General features: G+C 74.8%; 15 protein-coding genes. 8 read left to right on the top strand and 7 right to left on the bottom strand.

Annotation, left to right across the window (positions count from 1 at the left end):
• Positions 1-46: 46 nt before the first annotated feature.
• Both ACZ466_RS08080 and ACZ466_RS08085 read left to right on the top strand, forming a co-directional pair.
• Positions 47-370 carry a hypothetical protein gene (locus ACZ466_RS08080; RefSeq protein WP_378282640.1) on the top strand — a complete coding sequence of 108 codons (324 nt, stop codon included), beginning with the start codon at positions 47-49 and terminating at the stop codon, positions 368-370.
• A gap of 65 nt (positions 371-435) precedes the next feature.
• A complete protein-coding gene (locus tag ACZ466_RS08085; protein WP_378282639.1) occupies positions 436-1,458 on the top strand; it encodes an LLM class flavin-dependent oxidoreductase in 1,023 nt (340 codons plus the stop codon).
• Here ACZ466_RS08085 and gabT read toward each other — a convergent pair.
• Complete coding sequence (gene gabT / locus ACZ466_RS08090; protein ID WP_378282638.1) at positions 1,455-2,828, bottom strand: 4-aminobutyrate--2-oxoglutarate transaminase; 1,374 nt, start codon at positions 2,826-2,828, stop codon at positions 1,455-1,457. The two genes, ACZ466_RS08085 and gabT, sit on opposite strands and share 4 nt — an antisense overlap.
• A gap of 91 nt (positions 2,829-2,919) precedes the next feature.
• Here gabT and ACZ466_RS08095 point away from each other — a divergent pair, with 91 nt between their 5' ends.
• From ACZ466_RS08095 to ACZ466_RS08110, 4 genes are all read left to right on the top strand, one after another.
• Positions 2,920-4,440, top strand: a complete 1,521-nt coding sequence (locus ACZ466_RS08095; protein ID WP_378282637.1) for a PucR family transcriptional regulator — start codon at positions 2,920-2,922, stop codon at positions 4,438-4,440.
• A 4-nt stretch (positions 4,441-4,444) separates the two neighbouring features.
• Positions 4,445-5,872, top strand: coding sequence for an aldehyde dehydrogenase family protein (locus tag ACZ466_RS08100; RefSeq protein ID WP_378282636.1), 1,428 nt, complete (start codon positions 4,445-4,447; stop codon positions 5,870-5,872).
• 86 nt (positions 5,873-5,958) lie between these two features.
• The gene (locus tag ACZ466_RS08105) at positions 5,959-7,452 is read left to right on the top strand and encodes an aldehyde dehydrogenase family protein (protein WP_378282635.1); all 1,494 of its coding nucleotides are present in this window, start codon (positions 5,959-5,961) and stop codon (positions 7,450-7,452) included.
• On the top strand, positions 7,449-8,147 hold the full coding sequence (locus tag ACZ466_RS08110; protein WP_378282634.1) for a gamma-glutamyl-gamma-aminobutyrate hydrolase family protein: 699 nt from the start codon (positions 7,449-7,451) through the stop codon (positions 8,145-8,147). The genes ACZ466_RS08105 and ACZ466_RS08110 overlap by 4 nt, the downstream gene beginning before the upstream one ends.
• 16 nt (positions 8,148-8,163) lie before the next feature.
• On the opposite strand, the gene ACZ466_RS08115 is transcribed toward ACZ466_RS08110, so the two are convergent.
• The 3 genes from ACZ466_RS08115 to ACZ466_RS08125 form a co-directional block, all read right to left on the bottom strand.
• A complete protein-coding gene (locus ACZ466_RS08115) occupies positions 8,164-9,735 on the bottom strand; it encodes a carboxyl transferase domain-containing protein (RefSeq protein ID WP_378282633.1) in 1,572 nt (523 codons plus the stop codon).
• An 84-nt stretch (positions 9,736-9,819) separates the two neighbouring features.
• Positions 9,820-10,818: a sensor histidine kinase gene (locus ACZ466_RS08120; protein ID WP_378282632.1), complete on the bottom strand. Its 999-nt coding sequence runs from the start codon at positions 10,816-10,818 to the stop codon at positions 9,820-9,822.
• 241 nt (positions 10,819-11,059) lie between these two features.
• A complete protein-coding gene (locus tag ACZ466_RS08125; RefSeq protein ID WP_378282631.1) occupies positions 11,060-11,629 on the bottom strand; it encodes an NADPH-dependent FMN reductase in 570 nt (189 codons plus the stop codon).
• A gap of 437 nt (positions 11,630-12,066) precedes the next feature.
• On the opposite strand from ACZ466_RS08125, the gene ACZ466_RS08130 reads away from it, so the two are divergent.
• Positions 12,067-13,467: a serine/threonine-protein kinase gene (locus ACZ466_RS08130; RefSeq protein WP_378282630.1), complete on the top strand. Its 1,401-nt coding sequence runs from the start codon at positions 12,067-12,069 to the stop codon at positions 13,465-13,467.
• Between the two features lie 34 nt (positions 13,468-13,501).
• On the opposite strand, the gene ACZ466_RS08135 is transcribed toward ACZ466_RS08130, so the two are convergent.
• Entirely contained in the window at positions 13,502-14,617 is a 1,116-nt protein-coding gene (locus ACZ466_RS08135) for a PP2C family protein-serine/threonine phosphatase (protein WP_378282629.1), read from the bottom strand.
• Positions 14,618-14,842: 225 nt separating this feature from the next.
• Here ACZ466_RS08135 and ACZ466_RS08140 point away from each other — a divergent pair, with 225 nt between their 5' ends.
• Entirely contained in the window at positions 14,843-15,052 is a 210-nt protein-coding gene (locus ACZ466_RS08140) for a hypothetical protein (protein ID WP_378282628.1), read from the top strand.
• 15 nt (positions 15,053-15,067) lie between these two features.
• On the opposite strand, the gene ACZ466_RS08145 is transcribed toward ACZ466_RS08140, so the two are convergent.
• On the bottom strand, positions 15,068-15,535 hold the full coding sequence (locus ACZ466_RS08145; RefSeq protein WP_378282627.1) for a ribose-5-phosphate isomerase: 468 nt from the start codon (positions 15,533-15,535) through the stop codon (positions 15,068-15,070).
• A gap of 50 nt (positions 15,536-15,585) precedes the next feature.
• The gene (locus ACZ466_RS08150; RefSeq protein ID WP_378282626.1) at positions 15,586-16,557 is read right to left on the bottom strand and encodes an ATP-binding protein; all 972 of its coding nucleotides are present in this window, start codon (positions 16,555-16,557) and stop codon (positions 15,586-15,588) included.
• Positions 16,558-16,676: the final 119 nt, after the last annotated feature.

Below are 16,676 nucleotides of genomic sequence, written 5' to 3' on the forward strand. Positions count from 1 at the left end.
CCAGGTCACTTGACCGAACGTTTGCTACGTCGATCGGTGACCCGTCATGAACGAAGCCGCCCCCGCCCCCGGCGCCCTGCCCGTCGCCTCCGCCGGTCCCACCGCCTCCCACCCCGCCTTCGGCATCGGCCAGGACGGCACCTACACGCGGACCGGCCAGGTCCTCGCCTTCCTGGCCGGCCTGTGGACGATGGTGCTGTTCTTCCCCCTGCTCTTCGTCGGCGCGATCCTCTACACGAAGGCCGAGGAGGTCTTCAAGGACGACCCCGCGCGCGCCCGCAAGCTCGTGTCGTGGTCCTGGCTCAGCGTCACGGTGGCCCCCGTGCTCGCGGTGGCCGTCGTCATCGCCGCGACCCTGCCGTTCCGCTGAGCCGTTCCGCCGAATGATCGGCGGGCACCGGGAAGAGGACGCGGCCCCGCGAAGTTGCACGGATCATGAGCGTCCCCTTCTCGGTTCTCGACCTGTCCCCCGTGGTGAGCGGCTCCACCTCCGCCCAGGCCCTGCGCAACACCCTCGACCTGGCCCGGCACACCGAGGCGCTCGGCTATCACCGGTACTGGCTGGCCGAGCACCACGCGATGCCGGGGATCGCCAGTTCCGCCACCGCCGTGCTCATCGGCCAGGTCGCCGCCGCCACGTCCCGGATGCGGGTGGGCTCGGGCGGCGTCATGCTGCCCAACCACGCCCCGATGGTGGTGGCCGAGCAGTTCGGGACGCTGGAGGCGCTCCACCCCGGGCGCATCGACCTCGGCCTGGGCCGCGCCCCCGGCACCGACCAGGCCACCGCCCGCGCCCTGCGCCGCTCCCCCGACGCCCTGTCGGTCGACGACTTCCCTGAGCAGGTGCACGAGTTGCGCGCCTACTTCGGGGCGCAGAGCACCGTGACCCCGGCCGCGGGCAACGAGCCCCCGGTGTGGCTGCTGGGCTCCAGCGGCTACAGCGCCCGGCTGTCGGGCCTGCTGGGCCTGCCGTTCGCGTTCGCCCACCACTTCAGCTCCGAGAACACCCTCCCGGCGCTCGAGCTCTACCGCGAGTCGTTCCGCCCCTCGGAGGCGCTGGAACGCCCGTACGCGATGATCGGGGTGGCGGTCACGGCGGCCGAGACCGACGAGCGGGCGCGCGAGCTGGCCGCCCCGCAGGCGCTGTCGTTCCTGCGGCTGCGGCAGGGCCTCCCGGGGCCGCTGCCCAGCCCCGAGGAGACCGCCGCGCACCCGTACACGCCGTTCGAACGCCAGGCCATCGAGTCGCGGCTGGCCGGCCAGGTCGTGGGCGGCCCGGAGACGGTCCGGGCCCAGCTGGACGCGCTGCTGGGGCGGACGGAGGCCGACGAGGTGATGGTGGTGACCTCGGTGTACGAGCACGCGGACCGCCTGCGCTCGTACGACATCCTCGCCGGCCTCTACGGCCTCGGCACCGAACGGCCCGCCGCCGAGGAACCCGCCGCCAGCGCCTTCTAGGCGGTCGCGGCGGCGAACGCCTCGTCCAGGACGTCCAAGCCCTCCTTGAGCAGGTGCTCGGGGATGACCAGCGGCGGCAGGAAGCGCAGCACGTTGCCGTAGGTGCCCGCGGTCAGCGTCAGCAGCCCGGCGGCGTGGCAGCGGCGCGCGACCTCGGCGGTCAGCTCCGGGTTCGGCTCCTTCGAGCCGTCGCCGCGCACCAGCTCGACCGCGATCATCGCGCCGCGGCCGCGCACGTCGCCGACCTCGGGGTGGCGCTCGGCCAGGGCGCGCAGCCGGGGCAGCATCACCTCGCCGATCGCGCGGGCCCGGTCGGCCAGCTTCTCGTTCTCGATCTCCTCCAGCACGGCCAGCGCCGCCTCGCAGGAGACCGGGTTGCCGCCGTAGGTCCCGCCGAGCCCGCCCGCGTGGATCCGGTCGAGCAGGTCGGCGCGGCCGGTGACCGCGGCGAGCGGCATCCCGCCCGCGATGCCCTTGGCCGTGGTGACGATGTCGGGGACGACGCCCTCGTGCTCGCACGCGAACAGGTCGCCGGTGCGGGCGAACCCGGTCTGCACCTCGTCGGCGATGAACACGATCCCGTGCGCCCGGCAGAACTCGGCGATCGCGGGCAGGAACCCGGGCGCGGGCTCGATGAAGCCGCCCTCGCCCTGGATCGGCTCGATCACCACGCCGGCGACGTTCTCCGGCCCGATCTGCTTGGTGATCTGGTCGACGGCCTGCGCCGCCGCCTCCGGCCCGCAGTTCTCCGGCCCGCCCGGCCAGCGGAACGGGTAGGCCATCGGCATCCGGTACACCTCGGGCGCGTAGGGGCCGAACCCGTGCTTGTACGGCATGTTCTTGGCGGTCAGCGTCATCGTGAGCAGCGTCCGGCCGTGGTAGCCGTGGTCGAACACCACCACCGCCTGCCGCCCGGTGGCGTACCGGGCGACCTTGACGGCGTTCTCCACCGCCTCCGCGCCGCTGTTGACCAGGAAGGTGCGCTTGGCGTGGTCGCCGGGGGTGAGCCGGTTGAGGGCCTCGCAGACCGCGACGTACGACTCGTAGGGCGCCACCATGAAGCAGGTGTGGGTGAAGCGCTCCGCCTGCGCGGCGACCCGTTCGGCGACGCGCGGGTTGGCGTTGCCGACGTTGGTGACGGCGATCCCGGAGCCGAAGTCGATGAGGGAGTTGCCGTCGGCGTCGACCACGACGCCGCCGCCCGCGTCGGTCACGTACACCGGGAGCACGCTGCTCACCCCGGGCGCGACCGCGGCGGCGCGGCGCTCCTGGAGTTCGCGCGAGCGGGGTCCGGGAATCTCGGTGACGACGCGGCGCTCCTGGGGCAGGCGGTGCACGCCGGACGGCGCGCCGATGATCTGGCTGCTCATGGCGTGAACATAAGCGCGGCGCGACCTACGCTGAACCGTACGGACCGGCGAATCCCGGCCGCCCTTTTCGACGACCCGTAAGGAGCCGCCCGTGCCTCCCACCCTCCGCCAGGTGGCCGCGCTGCCGCAGCTGCGCCTGCGCCCGCTGACCGGGCCGGCGCCCGACGCGCCCGTGCGGTGGGTGGCGGTCAGCGAGCTGGAGGATCCGACGCCGTTCCTGGAGGGCGGGGAGCTGCTGCTGACGACCGGGATGCGGCTGACCGCCGAGGGCGCCGCCCCCTACGTCGCGCGGCTGGTGGCGCGGGGCGTGGCCGGGCTCGGCTTCGCGGTCGGGGTGATCCACGAGGACGTCCCGCCGGAGCTGGTGGCGGCGTCGCGGGCGCAGGGGCTGGCGCTGCTGGAGGTGCCGCGGCCGACGCCGTTCATCGCGGTCGGGAAGGCGGTGTCGCGGCTGCTGGCCGCCGAGTGGTACGAGGACGCGACCCGCTCGTCCCACGCCCAGCGGGAGCTGACCCGGGCGGCGCTGAAGGGCCCCGGGCCGCTGATCACCAGGCTGGCGCGGGAGCTGGGCGGCTGGGCGCTGCTGCTGGACCCCGCCGGCGAGGTGCGGCACGCCGAGCCCGCCCGCGCCCGGCGCCGCGCCCCCGGTCTGGCGCCCGAGCTGGCCCGGCTGCGCGGCACCCCGGACTCGCGGGAGGGCGCCTCCAGCGTCGCGCTGTCCGGGGAGGACGGGCAGGTGGTCGTGCAGTCGATCGGGCTGGGCGGGCGGCCGCGCGGGTTCCTGGCCGTCGGCACCGGCGATCCGCTGCCGCCCGCGGCCCACACGATCGTGGGCGCGGCGGTCTCCCTGCTCACCCTCCAGTCGGAGAGCCCGCGCACGGGCCGTCCTCTGCGGGCGGCGCTGGCCGGGCTGCTGCTGGGGGTGCGCCCTGCGGGGGCGGCGGAGTCCGCGCTGCCGGATCCTCCGGTGCGGGTGCTGGCGTGCGCGGGCGGCGGCGCCGTCCTGGACGCGCTGGACGCCGATCCGGCGGGCGAGCGCTGCCTGGCGGTGCCGCTGCGGGACGGCCCGTGCGCGGTGATCGTCCCGGACCGGCTGGCGGGCCAGGTGGCGGCGCTGGCGCGGCCGAGCGGCCCGGTCGGCGTCAGCGACCCGGCCGAGGACCTGGACGCCCTCGACCGCGCCCTCGCCCAGGCGGAACGGGCCCTGGCCGCCGCGCGCCGCGTCCGGGCGGGGGCCGACAGCCCGCACGGGGTGCTCCACCACGCCGACCTTCCGGGCCGGGGCCTGCTGGGCCTGCTCGACCCCGGCGTGGCGCAGGGCTTCGCGGAGGCGCTGCTGGCCCCGCTGCGCGCCGAGGACCCGTCCCTGGTCGCCTCGCTGCGCGCCTACCTGGCGGCGAACGGGCAGGGCGAGGCCGCCGCGCGGGCGCTGGGCGTGCACCGGCACACGCTGCGCACCCGGATGCGGAAGGCGGCCGAGCTGCTGGGCCGCGACCTGGACGATCCGGCGGTCCGCGCCGAGCTGTGGATCGCGCTCGCCGTCACGGCGAGCGACGGCGGCCCGATTGGACACGCTGGAGGCTCCCGCGGCGGCGGACCGGAGATAGCGTGAGGCCATGGACGTGACCCCATTCTGGCTGGCCGGTCGGCCCGCGACCGGTGACGAGGAACTGACCGTTACCCACCCCTACGACGGACGCGTCGTGGGGACCGCCGCCGTACCGACCCCGGACCAGGTCGAACAGGCCGTGGCCGCGGCCGACGCGATCCGGCGGGAGGCGGCCGCGCTGCCGCTGCACGTGCGCGCCGAGGCCCTGGCGCACGTGTCGGCGCGGCTGAAGGAGCGCTCCGAGGAGATCGCCCGGCTCATCACCTCCGAGAACGGCAAGCCGCTGCTGTGGGCGCGCGGCGAGGTGACCCGCGCGATCGCCACGTTCCGGTTCGCCGCCGAGGAGACCCGCCGCTGGAGCGGCACCACCCAGCGGCTCGACACCGACCCGGCCGCGGGCGGCCGGATGGCCTACGTCGCCCGCGTGCCCAAGGGCTCGGTGCTGGGCATCTCGCCGTTCAACTTCCCGCTCAACCTCACCGCCCACAAGATCGCCCCGGCGATCGCGGTGGGCGCCCCGATCGTGGTCAAGCCCGCCCCCGCCACCCCGCTCTCGGCGCTGCTGCTGGGCGAGCTGCTGGCCGAGACCGACCTGCCCGAGGGCATGTTCTCGGTCCTGCCGGTGCCCAACGACCGGGCCCCCGGCCTGGTCCAGGACCCGCGACTGCCGATCGTGTCGTTCACCGGCTCGGTCCCGGTCGGCTGGTCGATCCGCGACTCGGTCCCGCGCAAGCACGTCACGCTGGAGCTCGGCGGCAACGGCGCCGCGGTCGTGCTGCCCGACTCCGACCTCGACTGGGCGGCCTCCCGCATCGGTCTGTTCTCCAACTACCAGGCCGGGCAGAGCTGCATCGCGGTGCAGCGGGTGTACGTCGACCGGTCGGTGTACGACGACTTCGTCCCCAAGCTGGTCGAGTCGGTCAACGCGCTGGTCACCGGCGACCCGTGGGACGACAAGACCCAGGTCGGCCCGCTGGTCAGCCAGGACGCCGCCGAGCGGGTGGAGTCCTGGGTGGACGAGGCGGTCGCGGCGGGCGCCGAGGTGCTGGCCGGCGGCACCCGCGAGGGCGCCGCGTACGCGCCCACCGTGCTGGCCGGCGTGCCCGCCGACGCCAAGGTGCAGCGCGAGGAGGTCTTCGGGCCGGTCATGCTGGTCCAGCCCGTCGACGGCGTGGACGAGGCGTTCGACCTGGTCAACGCGTCCACGTTCGGGCTCCAGGCCGGGGTGTTCACGCGGAACCTCGACATCGCGTTCCGGGCGCACCGGGAGCTGGACGTCGGCGGCGTGGTGATCGGCGACGTGCCGTCCTACCGGGCCGACCAGATGCCGTACGGGGGCGTGAAGGACTCCGGGGTCGGCCGCGAGGGGCTGCGCTCGGCGATGCTGGACTACACCGAGGAGAAGGTCATGGTCCTCACGGGCCTGCCCCTCTGAATCTCGGAATCTCCGACCCGACGGATCGACGGCGGGCCAGGGCCATCACGGCCCTGGCCCGCCCTCCCAATTGCATAGGAGGGGCCTTGACCGGCGTACCGTACGAGGAATGGCTTGCCCGGGCCGAGAAGCTCGACCCGTACACCGGCCTCCACATCGACGGCGCGTTCTCTCCCGGCGCGGGCGAGCTGCCCGTCGTGTCGCCGCGCGACGGCGCCGTGATCGCCCGGGTCGCCGCCGCGGACGCGGCCGACGCCGACCGTGCGGTGGCCGCCGCGCGGCGCGCGTTCGACGAGGGCCCGTGGCCGCGGCTGGCGCCCGCCGAGCGCAAGGCGGCGCTGCTGCGCTGGGCCGATCTGGTGGAACGTGACAGGGAGCGGCTGTCGCTGCTCATCAGCCTGGAGATGGGCAAGCCGATCACCGAGGCGTACGGCATCGAGCTGCGCGCGGTGATCGGCTGCCTGCGCTGGTACGCCGAGGCCGCCGACAAGCAGCTGGACGAGTCGCCGCGCACCGGCGGGGGTTCGCTGGCGCTGGTCACCCGGGAGCCGGTGGGCGTGGTCGCGGCGGTCGTCCCGTGGAACTTCCCGCTGACCATGGCCGCCTGGAAGCTGGCCCCGGCGCTCGCCGCGGGCTGCACGGTGGTGCTCAAGCCGGCCGAGGAGTCGCCGCTGTCGGCGCTGCACCTGGCCGCCCTGGCCGCCGAGGCGGGGCTGCCGCCCGGGGCGTTCAACGTGCTGAACGGGCGCGGCGAGGTCGCCGGGCGGGCGCTGGGCGAGCATCCGGGCGTCGACGCGGTCGCGTTCACCGGGTCCGGCGAGGTCGGGCGGCACTTCCTGCGGTACGCGGCCGACTCCAACCTCAAGCGGGTCTGGCTGGAGCTGGGCGGCAAGTCGCCCAACATCATCCTGCCCGACGCGCCCGACCTGGACGCCGCCGCCGACACCGCCGCCTGGGGGATCTTCTTCAACGCCGGGGAGATGTGCTCGGCGCCGTCCCGGCTGCTGGTGCACCGCTCGGTCGCCGGCCGGGTGCTGGACCGGATCGTCGCCCGCGCCGGGGCGATCCGGGTCGGCGACCCGCTCGACCCGTCCACCGAGATGGGCCCGCTGGTGTCGGCCGCGCAGCGGGAGCGGGTGCTGTCGTACGTGGCGGCCGGCGGCGACGGCGGGGCCCGGCTCCGCGCGGGCGGCGGCGGGCGGCCGGACGGCGTCCACGAGGGTGGGCACTTCCTGCGGCCGACGGTGTTCGACCGGGTCGAGCCCGGGATGGCGATCGCCCGCGAGGAGATCTTCGGGCCGGTGCTGGCGGTGCTGGAGTTCGACGACGCCGAGGAGGCCGTCCGGCTGGCCAACGGCACCGACTACGGGCTCGCCGCCGCCGTGTGGACCTCCGACCTGTCCACCGCGCACCGCGTGTCCCGCGCGCTGAAGGCCGGGACGGTGTGGGTGAACTGCTACGAGGAGGGCGACATGAGCGTGCCGTTCGGCGGGGTGAAGCAGTCCGGCCACGGCCGCGACAAGTCCCTGCACGCCCTCGACAAGTACACCGACCTGAAGACCACCTGGATCGAGCTGTGAGCAGGCCGCTGATCGCCCTGCCCGCCCGCTTCTCCACCAGTGCCTCGGCGCTGCGGTACCGCGCCGAGGTCGCCGCCCGCGCGCTGGTGGAGGCGGTGTGGCGAGGCGGCGGCGAGCCGTTCGTCATGCATCCGGCCGACCCGGCGGGCGCGGCCGCGCGGCTGGCCCGCTGCGACGGCGTCCTGCTCCCCGGCGGCGGCGACCTGCACCCCCGCCACTACGGCGCCGCCGACGAGCACGAGGCGCTGTACGACGTGGACGAGGAGCAGGACGCGTTCGACCTGGCCGTGGCCGAGCACGCCCTCGCCTCGGGGCTGCCGCTGCTGGCGGTGTGCCGGGGGCTGCAGGTGGTGAACGTGGTCCGCGGCGGCACGCTGCGCCAGCACATGGACGCCGAGCACCGCCACCTCGTCCACCCGGTCGCGGTCGATCCGGGCACGCTGCTGGCCAAGATCCTGGACGCGGGCGAGGCGCGGGCGTCCTGCTACCACCACCAGGACCTCGAGGTGCTGGGCCGCGGGCTGGCGGTGACGGCGCGCGCCGCCGACGGCGTGATCGAGGGGGTCGAGTACGCCGATCCGGGGCGGGAGGCCGGGTGGTTCCTGGGCGTCCAGTGGCATCCGGAGGACACCGCCGCCACCGACCCCGCCCAGCAGGCCCTGTTCACGGCCCTGGTAACCGCCTCCGCACCGTAATCGGGGCCGGGCTGGCTCAGTCGCGCGGGACGGTCCCCACGGTCCGGTAGCGGTGGTCGCGGGCGGCCAGCCGGTCGGCGGCGGGGAGCGCGGACAGCCCGGCCAGCGCCCGCGCGACGGCCCCGGCCGCCCGGACGCAGAACTCCTCGGGCTCGTCGGCGGCGTCCGGGCGCTCGTCCACCACCTGGTCGGCGATGCCGTCGCGCAGCAGATCGGCCGAGCGGACGCCCTGCGCCCCGGCCATCTCCGCCGCCCGGTCCGGTGTCCGGTGCACGATCACCGAGGCGCCCTCGGGCGGCAGCGGGGACAGCCAGGCGTGCCGGGCGGCCAGCACCCGGTCGGCGGGCAGCAGCGCCAGCGCCGCGCCCCCGGTCCCCTCCCCCAGCAGCAGGCAGACGGTGGGCACGGGCAGGGTGATCAGATCGGCCAGGCAGCGGGCGATCTCCCCGGCCAGCCCGCCCTCCTCCGCCTCGGCCGACAGCACCGCGCCCGGCGTGTCGACCACCGTGACCAGGGGCAGGCCCAGCTCGGCGGCCAGGCCCATCCCGCGCCGGGCGACGCGCAGCCCCGCCGGGCCGAGCCGGTGGCCCTCGCGCTGGCTGCGGCGGTCCTGGCCGACCACGACGCAGGCCGCGCCGCCGACGCGGGCCAGCGCGAGCAGCAGCCCGGGGTCGGCCTCTCCCTGCCCGGTCCCGGACATGAGGGTGACGCGGCCGGTCCCGTACCGCAGCAGCTCGCGCACGCCCGGCCGCGCGGGGTCGCGCGAGCGTTCGATCGACTCCCAGGCCGATCCGCCGTCCTCCACGGCGACCGCCCCGTCCCCCGGCGAGGAGCCCGCGAGCGCGCCGGGAAGCCTGGTCGAGCCCGCGGGACGGACCTCATGGCCATCGGGCGCCCGCCGCGCGGACAGGACGTCCAGCGCCCCCGCCGCGACCTCCGCGAGCTCGTCGATCCCCACGACGGCGTCGACCAGGCCCTTGGCGAAGAGGTTCTCCGCCACCTGGACGCCCTCGGGGAACGGCTCCCCGTACAACCCCTCGTACACGCGCGGCCCCAGAAACCCGATCAACGCGCCCGGCTCGGCGGCGGTCACGTGCCCCAGCGAGCCCCAGGAGGCGTAGACGCCGCCCGTGGTCGGATGCCGCAGGTAGACCAGGTACGGCAGCCCCGCCGCGCGGTGCCGGGTCACCGCCGCGGTGATCCTGGCCATCTGCACGAACGCGGCCGTCCCCTCCTGCATCCGGGTGCCGCCCGACGACGGCGCCGCCACCAGCGGCAGCCCCTCGGCGGTGGCGCGCTCCACCGCGGCCACGATCCGCTCCGCGGTGGCCAGCCCGATCGAGCCCGCCAGGAACCGGAACTCCGACACCACGTAGGCCACCCGCCGCCCGCGCAGCAGCCCCTCCCCGGTGATCACGGCCTCGTCGCAGCCGCTGCGCTCGCGGGCGGCGGCCAGGTCCCGGCCGTACGGGGAGTCCGGGTCGGCGACCGGGAGCGGCTCGACGTCCCAGGACCGGTGGCCGTCACCGTCCAGCACCCGGCGCAGCAGTTCGCGCGCCCCCACCCGGCCGCCCGCCGATCCCGGCATGCTGTCCCCTCCCGCGCCCGGCCGCCGCCGGTTCCACACGTTTCGTTCGAGTTCGTTCAACCTAGGACAGGTCGCGGGGGACGATCAGGCCAGGGGGATGCGGAGGATGAGCCGGGCGCCGTCGGGGCACTCCCCGACGACGAGCGAGCCGCCGTGCGCGTGCGCGATGTCGCGGGAGATCGGCAGCCCCAGTCCGGTGCCGCCCGCGTCGCAGCGGCGCCCCTCGGCCAGCCGCTGGAAGCGCTGGAAGACCCGTTCCCGCTCCTCGCGCGGGATGCCGGGTCCGTCGTCGGCGACCATCATCAGGGCGTCGCTGCCGTCGCTCCCGACCGCCACCCGCACCCACGACCTGGCGTGCCGCTCGGCGTTGTCCAGCAGGTTGGTCAGCAGGCGTACCAGGTGGGCGCGCACGCCCGACACCTCCACGCCCTCGTCGGTCTCCAGCTCGATCGGCACCCGCGACCGGACGGCGCGCCGGGCGGTCTCGGTACGGACCAGCGCGCCCAGGTCGATCCGCTCCCGCTCGCCGGGGGCGCCGGACTCCAGCCTCGCCATCATCAGCAGGTCCTGGACGATCCGCTGCAGCCGGTCGGCGTCGGACAGCACCGCCTGCGCCACCCGCGGCCAGTCCTCCTCGTCGGGATCCTGCAGCGCCGCCTCCAGCTGGGTGCGCAGGCCGGTCAGCGGGCTGCGGAGCTCGTGCGAGGCGTCGGCGACCCAGGCCCGCTGCCGCTCGCCGAGGTGCTCCATCCGCTCCAGCGTGACGTTCACGGCACGGGCCAGCTCGGCGACCTCGTCGTGCCGGTCGGGGACGCTGACCCGGCGCGCCCCGCGGCGCTTGGTGATCAGGTCGAGTTCGGAGGTCATCACGCCGACCGGGCGCAGCGCCCGTTCGACGGCGTGCCAGACGATCCAGCCCACCAGGGGCAGGCCCAGCACCAGCCCCAGGCCCAGGCCCAGCAGGAGGGCGAGCGTGGTGCTGCCGATGTGCCCGACCGGCACCGCCACGAACATGGCCAGGACGCCCAGAAGCAGCAGCGCCCCGGCCATCGCGGTGGCCAGGGCGGTCAGCCGTGCCTGCATCGACCAGTGCGATGGGGACCACCGCGTGACCGGATGCGACATTCCGGCGCCCTCCCCGGGTAGCGCGCGGTCGTGCACCGCGCCGCGTCCGCACCTGGGGGTGAGCGGAATGGAGTGTTCTACCTTCTCTAGGGCTTGTTGTAACCCTCCCATTGCCGGTGAAACAACGGCTCAGGTCAAGGATGAGCCGCCTGGGAGGAGTCGCCGGTGACCGGGACGGGCCGTGCCGTCGCCGTCCCGGTCACCGGACGGCCCCCGCCGTAAGAGCGCCCCGAACGGCGGGGACGACCTGGCCGGCCCACTCCGCGAGCACGGAGCCGGGCCGGGGGGTCTCGCCGGCCGCGCCGGGCGGCCGGATGATCGTTTCGAGTTCGGACTCCAGCAGCGCCAGCCCCGGGGAGGGCACCGTGGCGCCGAGCTCGACCAGCAGCGGCCGCAGGTGCACCTCGACCGCCAGCGCGTGCTGAGGCGCGCCCATCACCAGCACCGGGAGCGCGACGGCGCCGTGCAGCGCGCCGCCGGCGATCCGGTCGAGGAAGACCTTCAGCAGGCCGGTGTAGGTGGCCTTGTAGGTGGGGCTGGCGACCAGCAGCACCTGGGCCGCCTTGACGCGTTCGAGGGCCGCGGCGACCTCCGCCGGGGGCGTGGCCTCCAGCAGTCCCGGTCCGTACTCGGACAGGTCGATCACGCCGGGCTCGCCGTCGATGCCGGCCGCCTCCGCGACGGCGCGGGCGGCGGCGACCGCGGCGGCGGCCGTACGGGATCCGGGACGGGGATTGCCGATGATGACCTCGAAGCTCACGAACCTCATCCTGGTCCATGTTCCCCACTAAGTCAACCAATTAGATAGGAAACATCCGAGGGAATCCGCGACCAGCCGCACCGGACATAAGAGGGCAAGAGCGGGGGAGGACCCCCAAAAAGGATCGATGCCCGCGCGGAACGGCGCCTCCCACCCCTGGGGTGCCGACCGCGCGGACATCGCCTTCGGTGCCGCCAACCGCTCGCTCCGCGCGCCGAGGAGGATCCGACGGAGCCGGGCGATTGCCGAACTGGAGATAACTCTGCCCTGTCCGAATGCCATCGGGGCTACATCGAGGTGACGAACACGTTTCCTGCAATCTGTGTTCATACGGCACCATACTGTGCACATGATCGGGGGCTGGACGGACTGGAGTGACGAAAGGGGCCGACGGGTCAAGCATGGACGGGCACGCCACCGGATCCCCCGCGCACGAATCCACCCCTGTGCGCGAATCCCCGACGTACGACGTACGCCCGCTGGAGGCGGGTGATCCGCGGACGGTGGGCGGCTACTCCCTGCTCGGCCGGATCGGCGCCGGCGGGATGGGCACGGTCTACCTCGGCCGCCGCTCCGACTCCGACCGGCGGGTGGCGGTGAAGACCATCCACCCCCATCTCGCGGTCGACGCCGCGTTCCGGGACCGGTTCCGCGACGAGGCCGTCCTGGCCGGGCGGGTCGCCTCCTTCTGCACCGCGCGCGTCCTGGCGCACGGCGAGGAGGACGGCCGCCCCTACATCGTCAGCGAGTACGTCGGCGGGATGTCGCTCCAGCACCGGATCACCGCGGGCGGGCCGATGCCGGACGCGGACGCGCACGCGGTGGCGGTGGGCGTGGTGTCGGCGCTGGCGGCGATCCACTCGGCCGGGCTGGTGCACCGCGACCTCAAGCCCGCCAACGTGATGCTGACCCTGTCCGGCTGCCGCGTGATCGACTTCGGCATCGCCCGCTCCCAGGACACCCCCGGCACCCTCACCTCCGCCGGGACCGTCCTGGGCACGCCCGGTTGGATGGCCCCCGAGGTGCTGCGCGGCGGGTACGCCACCCCGGCGGCCGACATCTTCACCTGGGGCTGCCTGGTCGCGTACGCCGGGACGGGCCGGATGCCGTTCGGGGAGGGCGAACCGGCCGCGGTCGCGCTGCGCGTGATGCGCGAAGAGCCCGATCTGGACGGGCTGCCCGTGGCGCTGCTCAACGCGGTGCGGCCCGCGCTGGCCAAGGACCCGCGCGACCGGCCCACCGCGTCCGGCCTGCTGCTGGCCCTCGTCCAGGGAACCGGCCGTCCGGCGCCCGCGCCGTCCGCCACCGCGGCCCTCCCCCGCCGGGAGGCACGGAAGGCGGCCCGGAACGGCGGCGCGGCGCGCAACGGGACCGTCCCAAGGACGAGCCCCAGGAACAACGCCCGCAACGGCGCGGGCAACGGCGGAAAGGCGCTCGGCCGGCCGGTCGCCGCGCCGCCGCGTCCGGCCTCCTCCTCCGGTGCCGGCGACGAGGGCCCCGACACGGCCGCCTTCACCGTGATCGGGCACGTCGGGGCGCGCTCGTCGACCCGTGTCCGGCTGCTGGCCGGAGTCGGGGCGGCGGTGGCGACCCTGCTGGCCGGCGGACTGATCATTGGAATGAGCGGGGCGGGCAGGGACGCGGTCCCGGCGTCGTCGACGTCGGCGACGCCCCCCTCGGCACCGGCCTCCGGCACCACCTCGCGCGCCCCGGTGCGGCGCGTGGTGCCGGTCACGCCCCGCCCGTCCAAGCGGCACCCCGGCCAGCGGCAGTCCCGCGACCAGAAGGGCAAGAACAAGGGCGAGGGCAAGACCGGCGGAAGGAACAGGGGCAGCGGCGCTCCCTGAGCCCTGGGCCCAGGGGATGGGGCGCGCCGTGGGATCAGGTGCGCCAGATCAGCACGAGGGCGCAGTCGTCGTCGCGGGCCGCCGCCATCGTCTGGACCAGCTCCCTGGCGCCCTTCCGGAAGCCCTCGGGGACGAGCCGCTCGGCCTCACCCAGCAGCCGGTCGATGCCCGCGTCCAGGTCGCGGCCGGGCGACTCCACCAGTCCGTCGGTGTAGAGCATGAGCGCGTCGCCGGGCTTGAGCCTGCCGTGCTCGGGGACGCAGCGCAGGTCGGGCACCACGCCCAGCACCACGCCCTTGGCCGTGCCGACGTGCCAGGTGCCGGTGGCCGACTCGAACTGCACGGCGGGCGGGTGGCCCGCCGACTCGACCGTGAAGTCGCCGGTCTTGAGGTCGAGCACCAGATGGACGGCCGTGACGAAGCCCTCGTCCCAGCGCTGCCGCTGGAGATAGGTGTTGCAGGCGGGCAGGAAATGCTCGGGCTGGAGCGATCCAAGCAGCCCACCGAAGGCGCCGGACAGCATCAGGGCCCTGGTGCCGGCGTCGGTGCCCTTCCCGGACACGTCCACCAGCGCGACCTCCAGCGTCTCCCCGTCGCAGTTCGACACCACGAAGTCGCCGCCGAACGACGACCCGCCCGCCTGGAGGAGCACGACCTGGGAGTCCCAGCCCTCCGGCAGCTCGGGCATCTCGCCCTGGCGGCGCAGCCGGTCGCGCAGCTCCAGCAGCATCGAGTCGCCGCGCAGCCCCTGCACGCCGAGCCGCTGCCGGGTGCGGGCCAGGGTGAGGGCGAGCACCGCCGTGACGCCCAGCGTGGCGATCATGACGGGCCCGACGCCCTGCGGGTCCTTCCAGTCGTTGTAGCCGACCATGACCACGACCACGCACAGCAGCGCCACCAGGCTGCGCACCTTGAGCAGCAGGCCGCCGCCGAGCACGGCCAGGAACAGCGCGCTCAGCGGGGCCCAGGCCTGCGACACCGGCGCGCTGAACCCGATCACCAGCGTCAACACCGCCAGGGCCGCGAAGACGTTCCGTTCACGGGTCAGCCTGCCGCGCCGCAGCCACCCGTAGACCCGCACGAGGATCGGGATCCGGCGCAGGAAGGCGCGGACCCTCGGCGGAAGGAGGTGGACCAGACGTTGCAGCATGACTCCGGCACTGTATCGAGCATCCGGCCCGACCGGCGCCCATCCGCGCCAGCGATCACCGGTTGCGACGATCCACTACGCCCCCGTGGTCCCACCTTGCCCCCGAGCCCGTCCAGGATCACACTCCGTGGCCGCCGCCCTTGCCAGGAGGTGGGGCCGGTGGTGTCCAATGGACGCACCGAACCGGCCGTGCGCGGGCGAGCGGGAACGAGCGAGGAGGTCGCGGTGGGTCAGCCGGGAATGCGGATCACGGTGGACGCGGCGATGCGGGCGCGGGACATCTCCCGGCCGCGCCCGGACGGCGAGGAGCCCCCGCCGCCCAGGCCGGCCGCCGCGCCGGAGGCGGCCGAGCCGGGCAAGCGGGGCAAGGCGGCCAAGAACGAGCGGCGCCGCCAGGACAAGCGCGGCGGCGCCCGCAAACCGCCCGCGCCCTGACCGCGCCCTGACCGTCTAGAGGGGCGGGACCTCTCCGGTCTCCTCGTACTCGCTGAGCATCTGGATCCGGCGGGTGTGGCGCGGCTCGTCGGAGTACGGCGTCTCCAGGAAGATCCGGACGAACTCCGTGGCGGTGTCCAGGTCGTGCTGGCGCGCCCCGATGCTGATGACGTTGGCGTCGTTGTGCTCGCGGGCGAGCCGCGCGGTGTCCTCGTTCCAGACCAGCGCGGCCCGCACGCCCCCGACCTTGTTGGCGGCGATCGCCTCGCCGTTGCCCGAGCCGCCGATCACGATGCCCAGGACCCCGGGCCACTCGGCGGCGGTCCGCTGGGCGGCCCGCAGCACGAACGGCGGGTAGTCGTCGACGGCGTCGTACACCGGCGCCCCGCAGTCGACCGGCTCGTGCCCGTTCGCCTTCAGCCAGGCGACCAGGTGCTCCTTGAGCTCGAAGCCGGCATGGTCGCATCCAAGAAACACGCGCATGGCCAAGATTGTCCCAGGTCCGCCGACCCGCCGGCGCCCCGGGGCGGCGATCAGCCCGGGATCGGGACGGGGAAGCGGAAGCCGTGGTCGACCTGGGCCTCCAGGTCCTCGCCGACCGCCCGGTTGGCCCAGCTCCGCGCGTTCTTGACGTGGAACTCCACGGCCTGGCGGCGGAACCGGTCCCAGTCGCGCTCGCGGGCGTCGACGGCCGCGACCATGCGGTCGAGCGCGTCGCGGTTGGCGGCCTCCAGCGCGATCCCGTCGCGGCCCTGCTCCATGGCCCGGACGGAGGCGGACTGGCCGAGCCAGGTCAGCAGGTCGCCGCCGACGTGCTCGCGCAGGTAGGCCACGTCGCCGTCGCCCTGCACCTTGTTGCCGACGACGGTGATCGCGACGTCGTAGTCGCGGGCGTACTCGGTGTACTGGCGGTAGACCCCGACGCCCTTCCGGGTGGGCTCGGCGACCAGGAACATCAGGTCGAACCGGGTGAACAGCCCGGAGGCGAAGGTGTCGGCGCCGGCGGTCATGTCGACGACGACGTACTCGCCGGGGCCGTCGACCAGGTGGTTGAGGTAGAGCTCGACCGCGCCGGTCTTGGAGTGGTAGCAGGCCACACCCAGGTCGTCGTCGTTGAACGGGCCGGTGGCCAGCAGCGTGACCCGGCCGGCGGCGCCGCCCGAGCGGACCGCGACGTCGCGGCCCAGGGCGTGCACGGGGTCGTCGCCGCCGAGCCGCAGCAGCCGGGAGCCGGAGCCGGGCGGGGTGGTCTTGACCATGGCGGCGGCCGAGGAGATCCGCGGGTTGTCGCCGCGCAGGTGGTCCTTGATCTCGGGGAGCCGGTCGCCCATGGCGGGGATCGCGGCCGCCGTCTCGTCGTCCAGCCCGAGCGCCGCGCCCAGATGCTGGTTGATGTCGGCGTCGATGGCCACCACCGGCAGCCCCCGGGCGGCCAGGTGCCGGATGAACAGCGACGACAGGGTGGTCTTGCCGCTGCCGCCCTTGCCGACGAACGCAACCTTCACGAATGCCTCGATTCGGATATGAAAACCGTTGCCATTTCAGGTGGACGAGTCTTCCCGAAGCGCGGTGCGGCAGGCAAGCCGAATCCCCGAACTAGCCCGAAGGGGCCAGAAGGGCATGA

It is taken from the genome of Actinomadura rugatobispora, assembly GCF_055379765.1.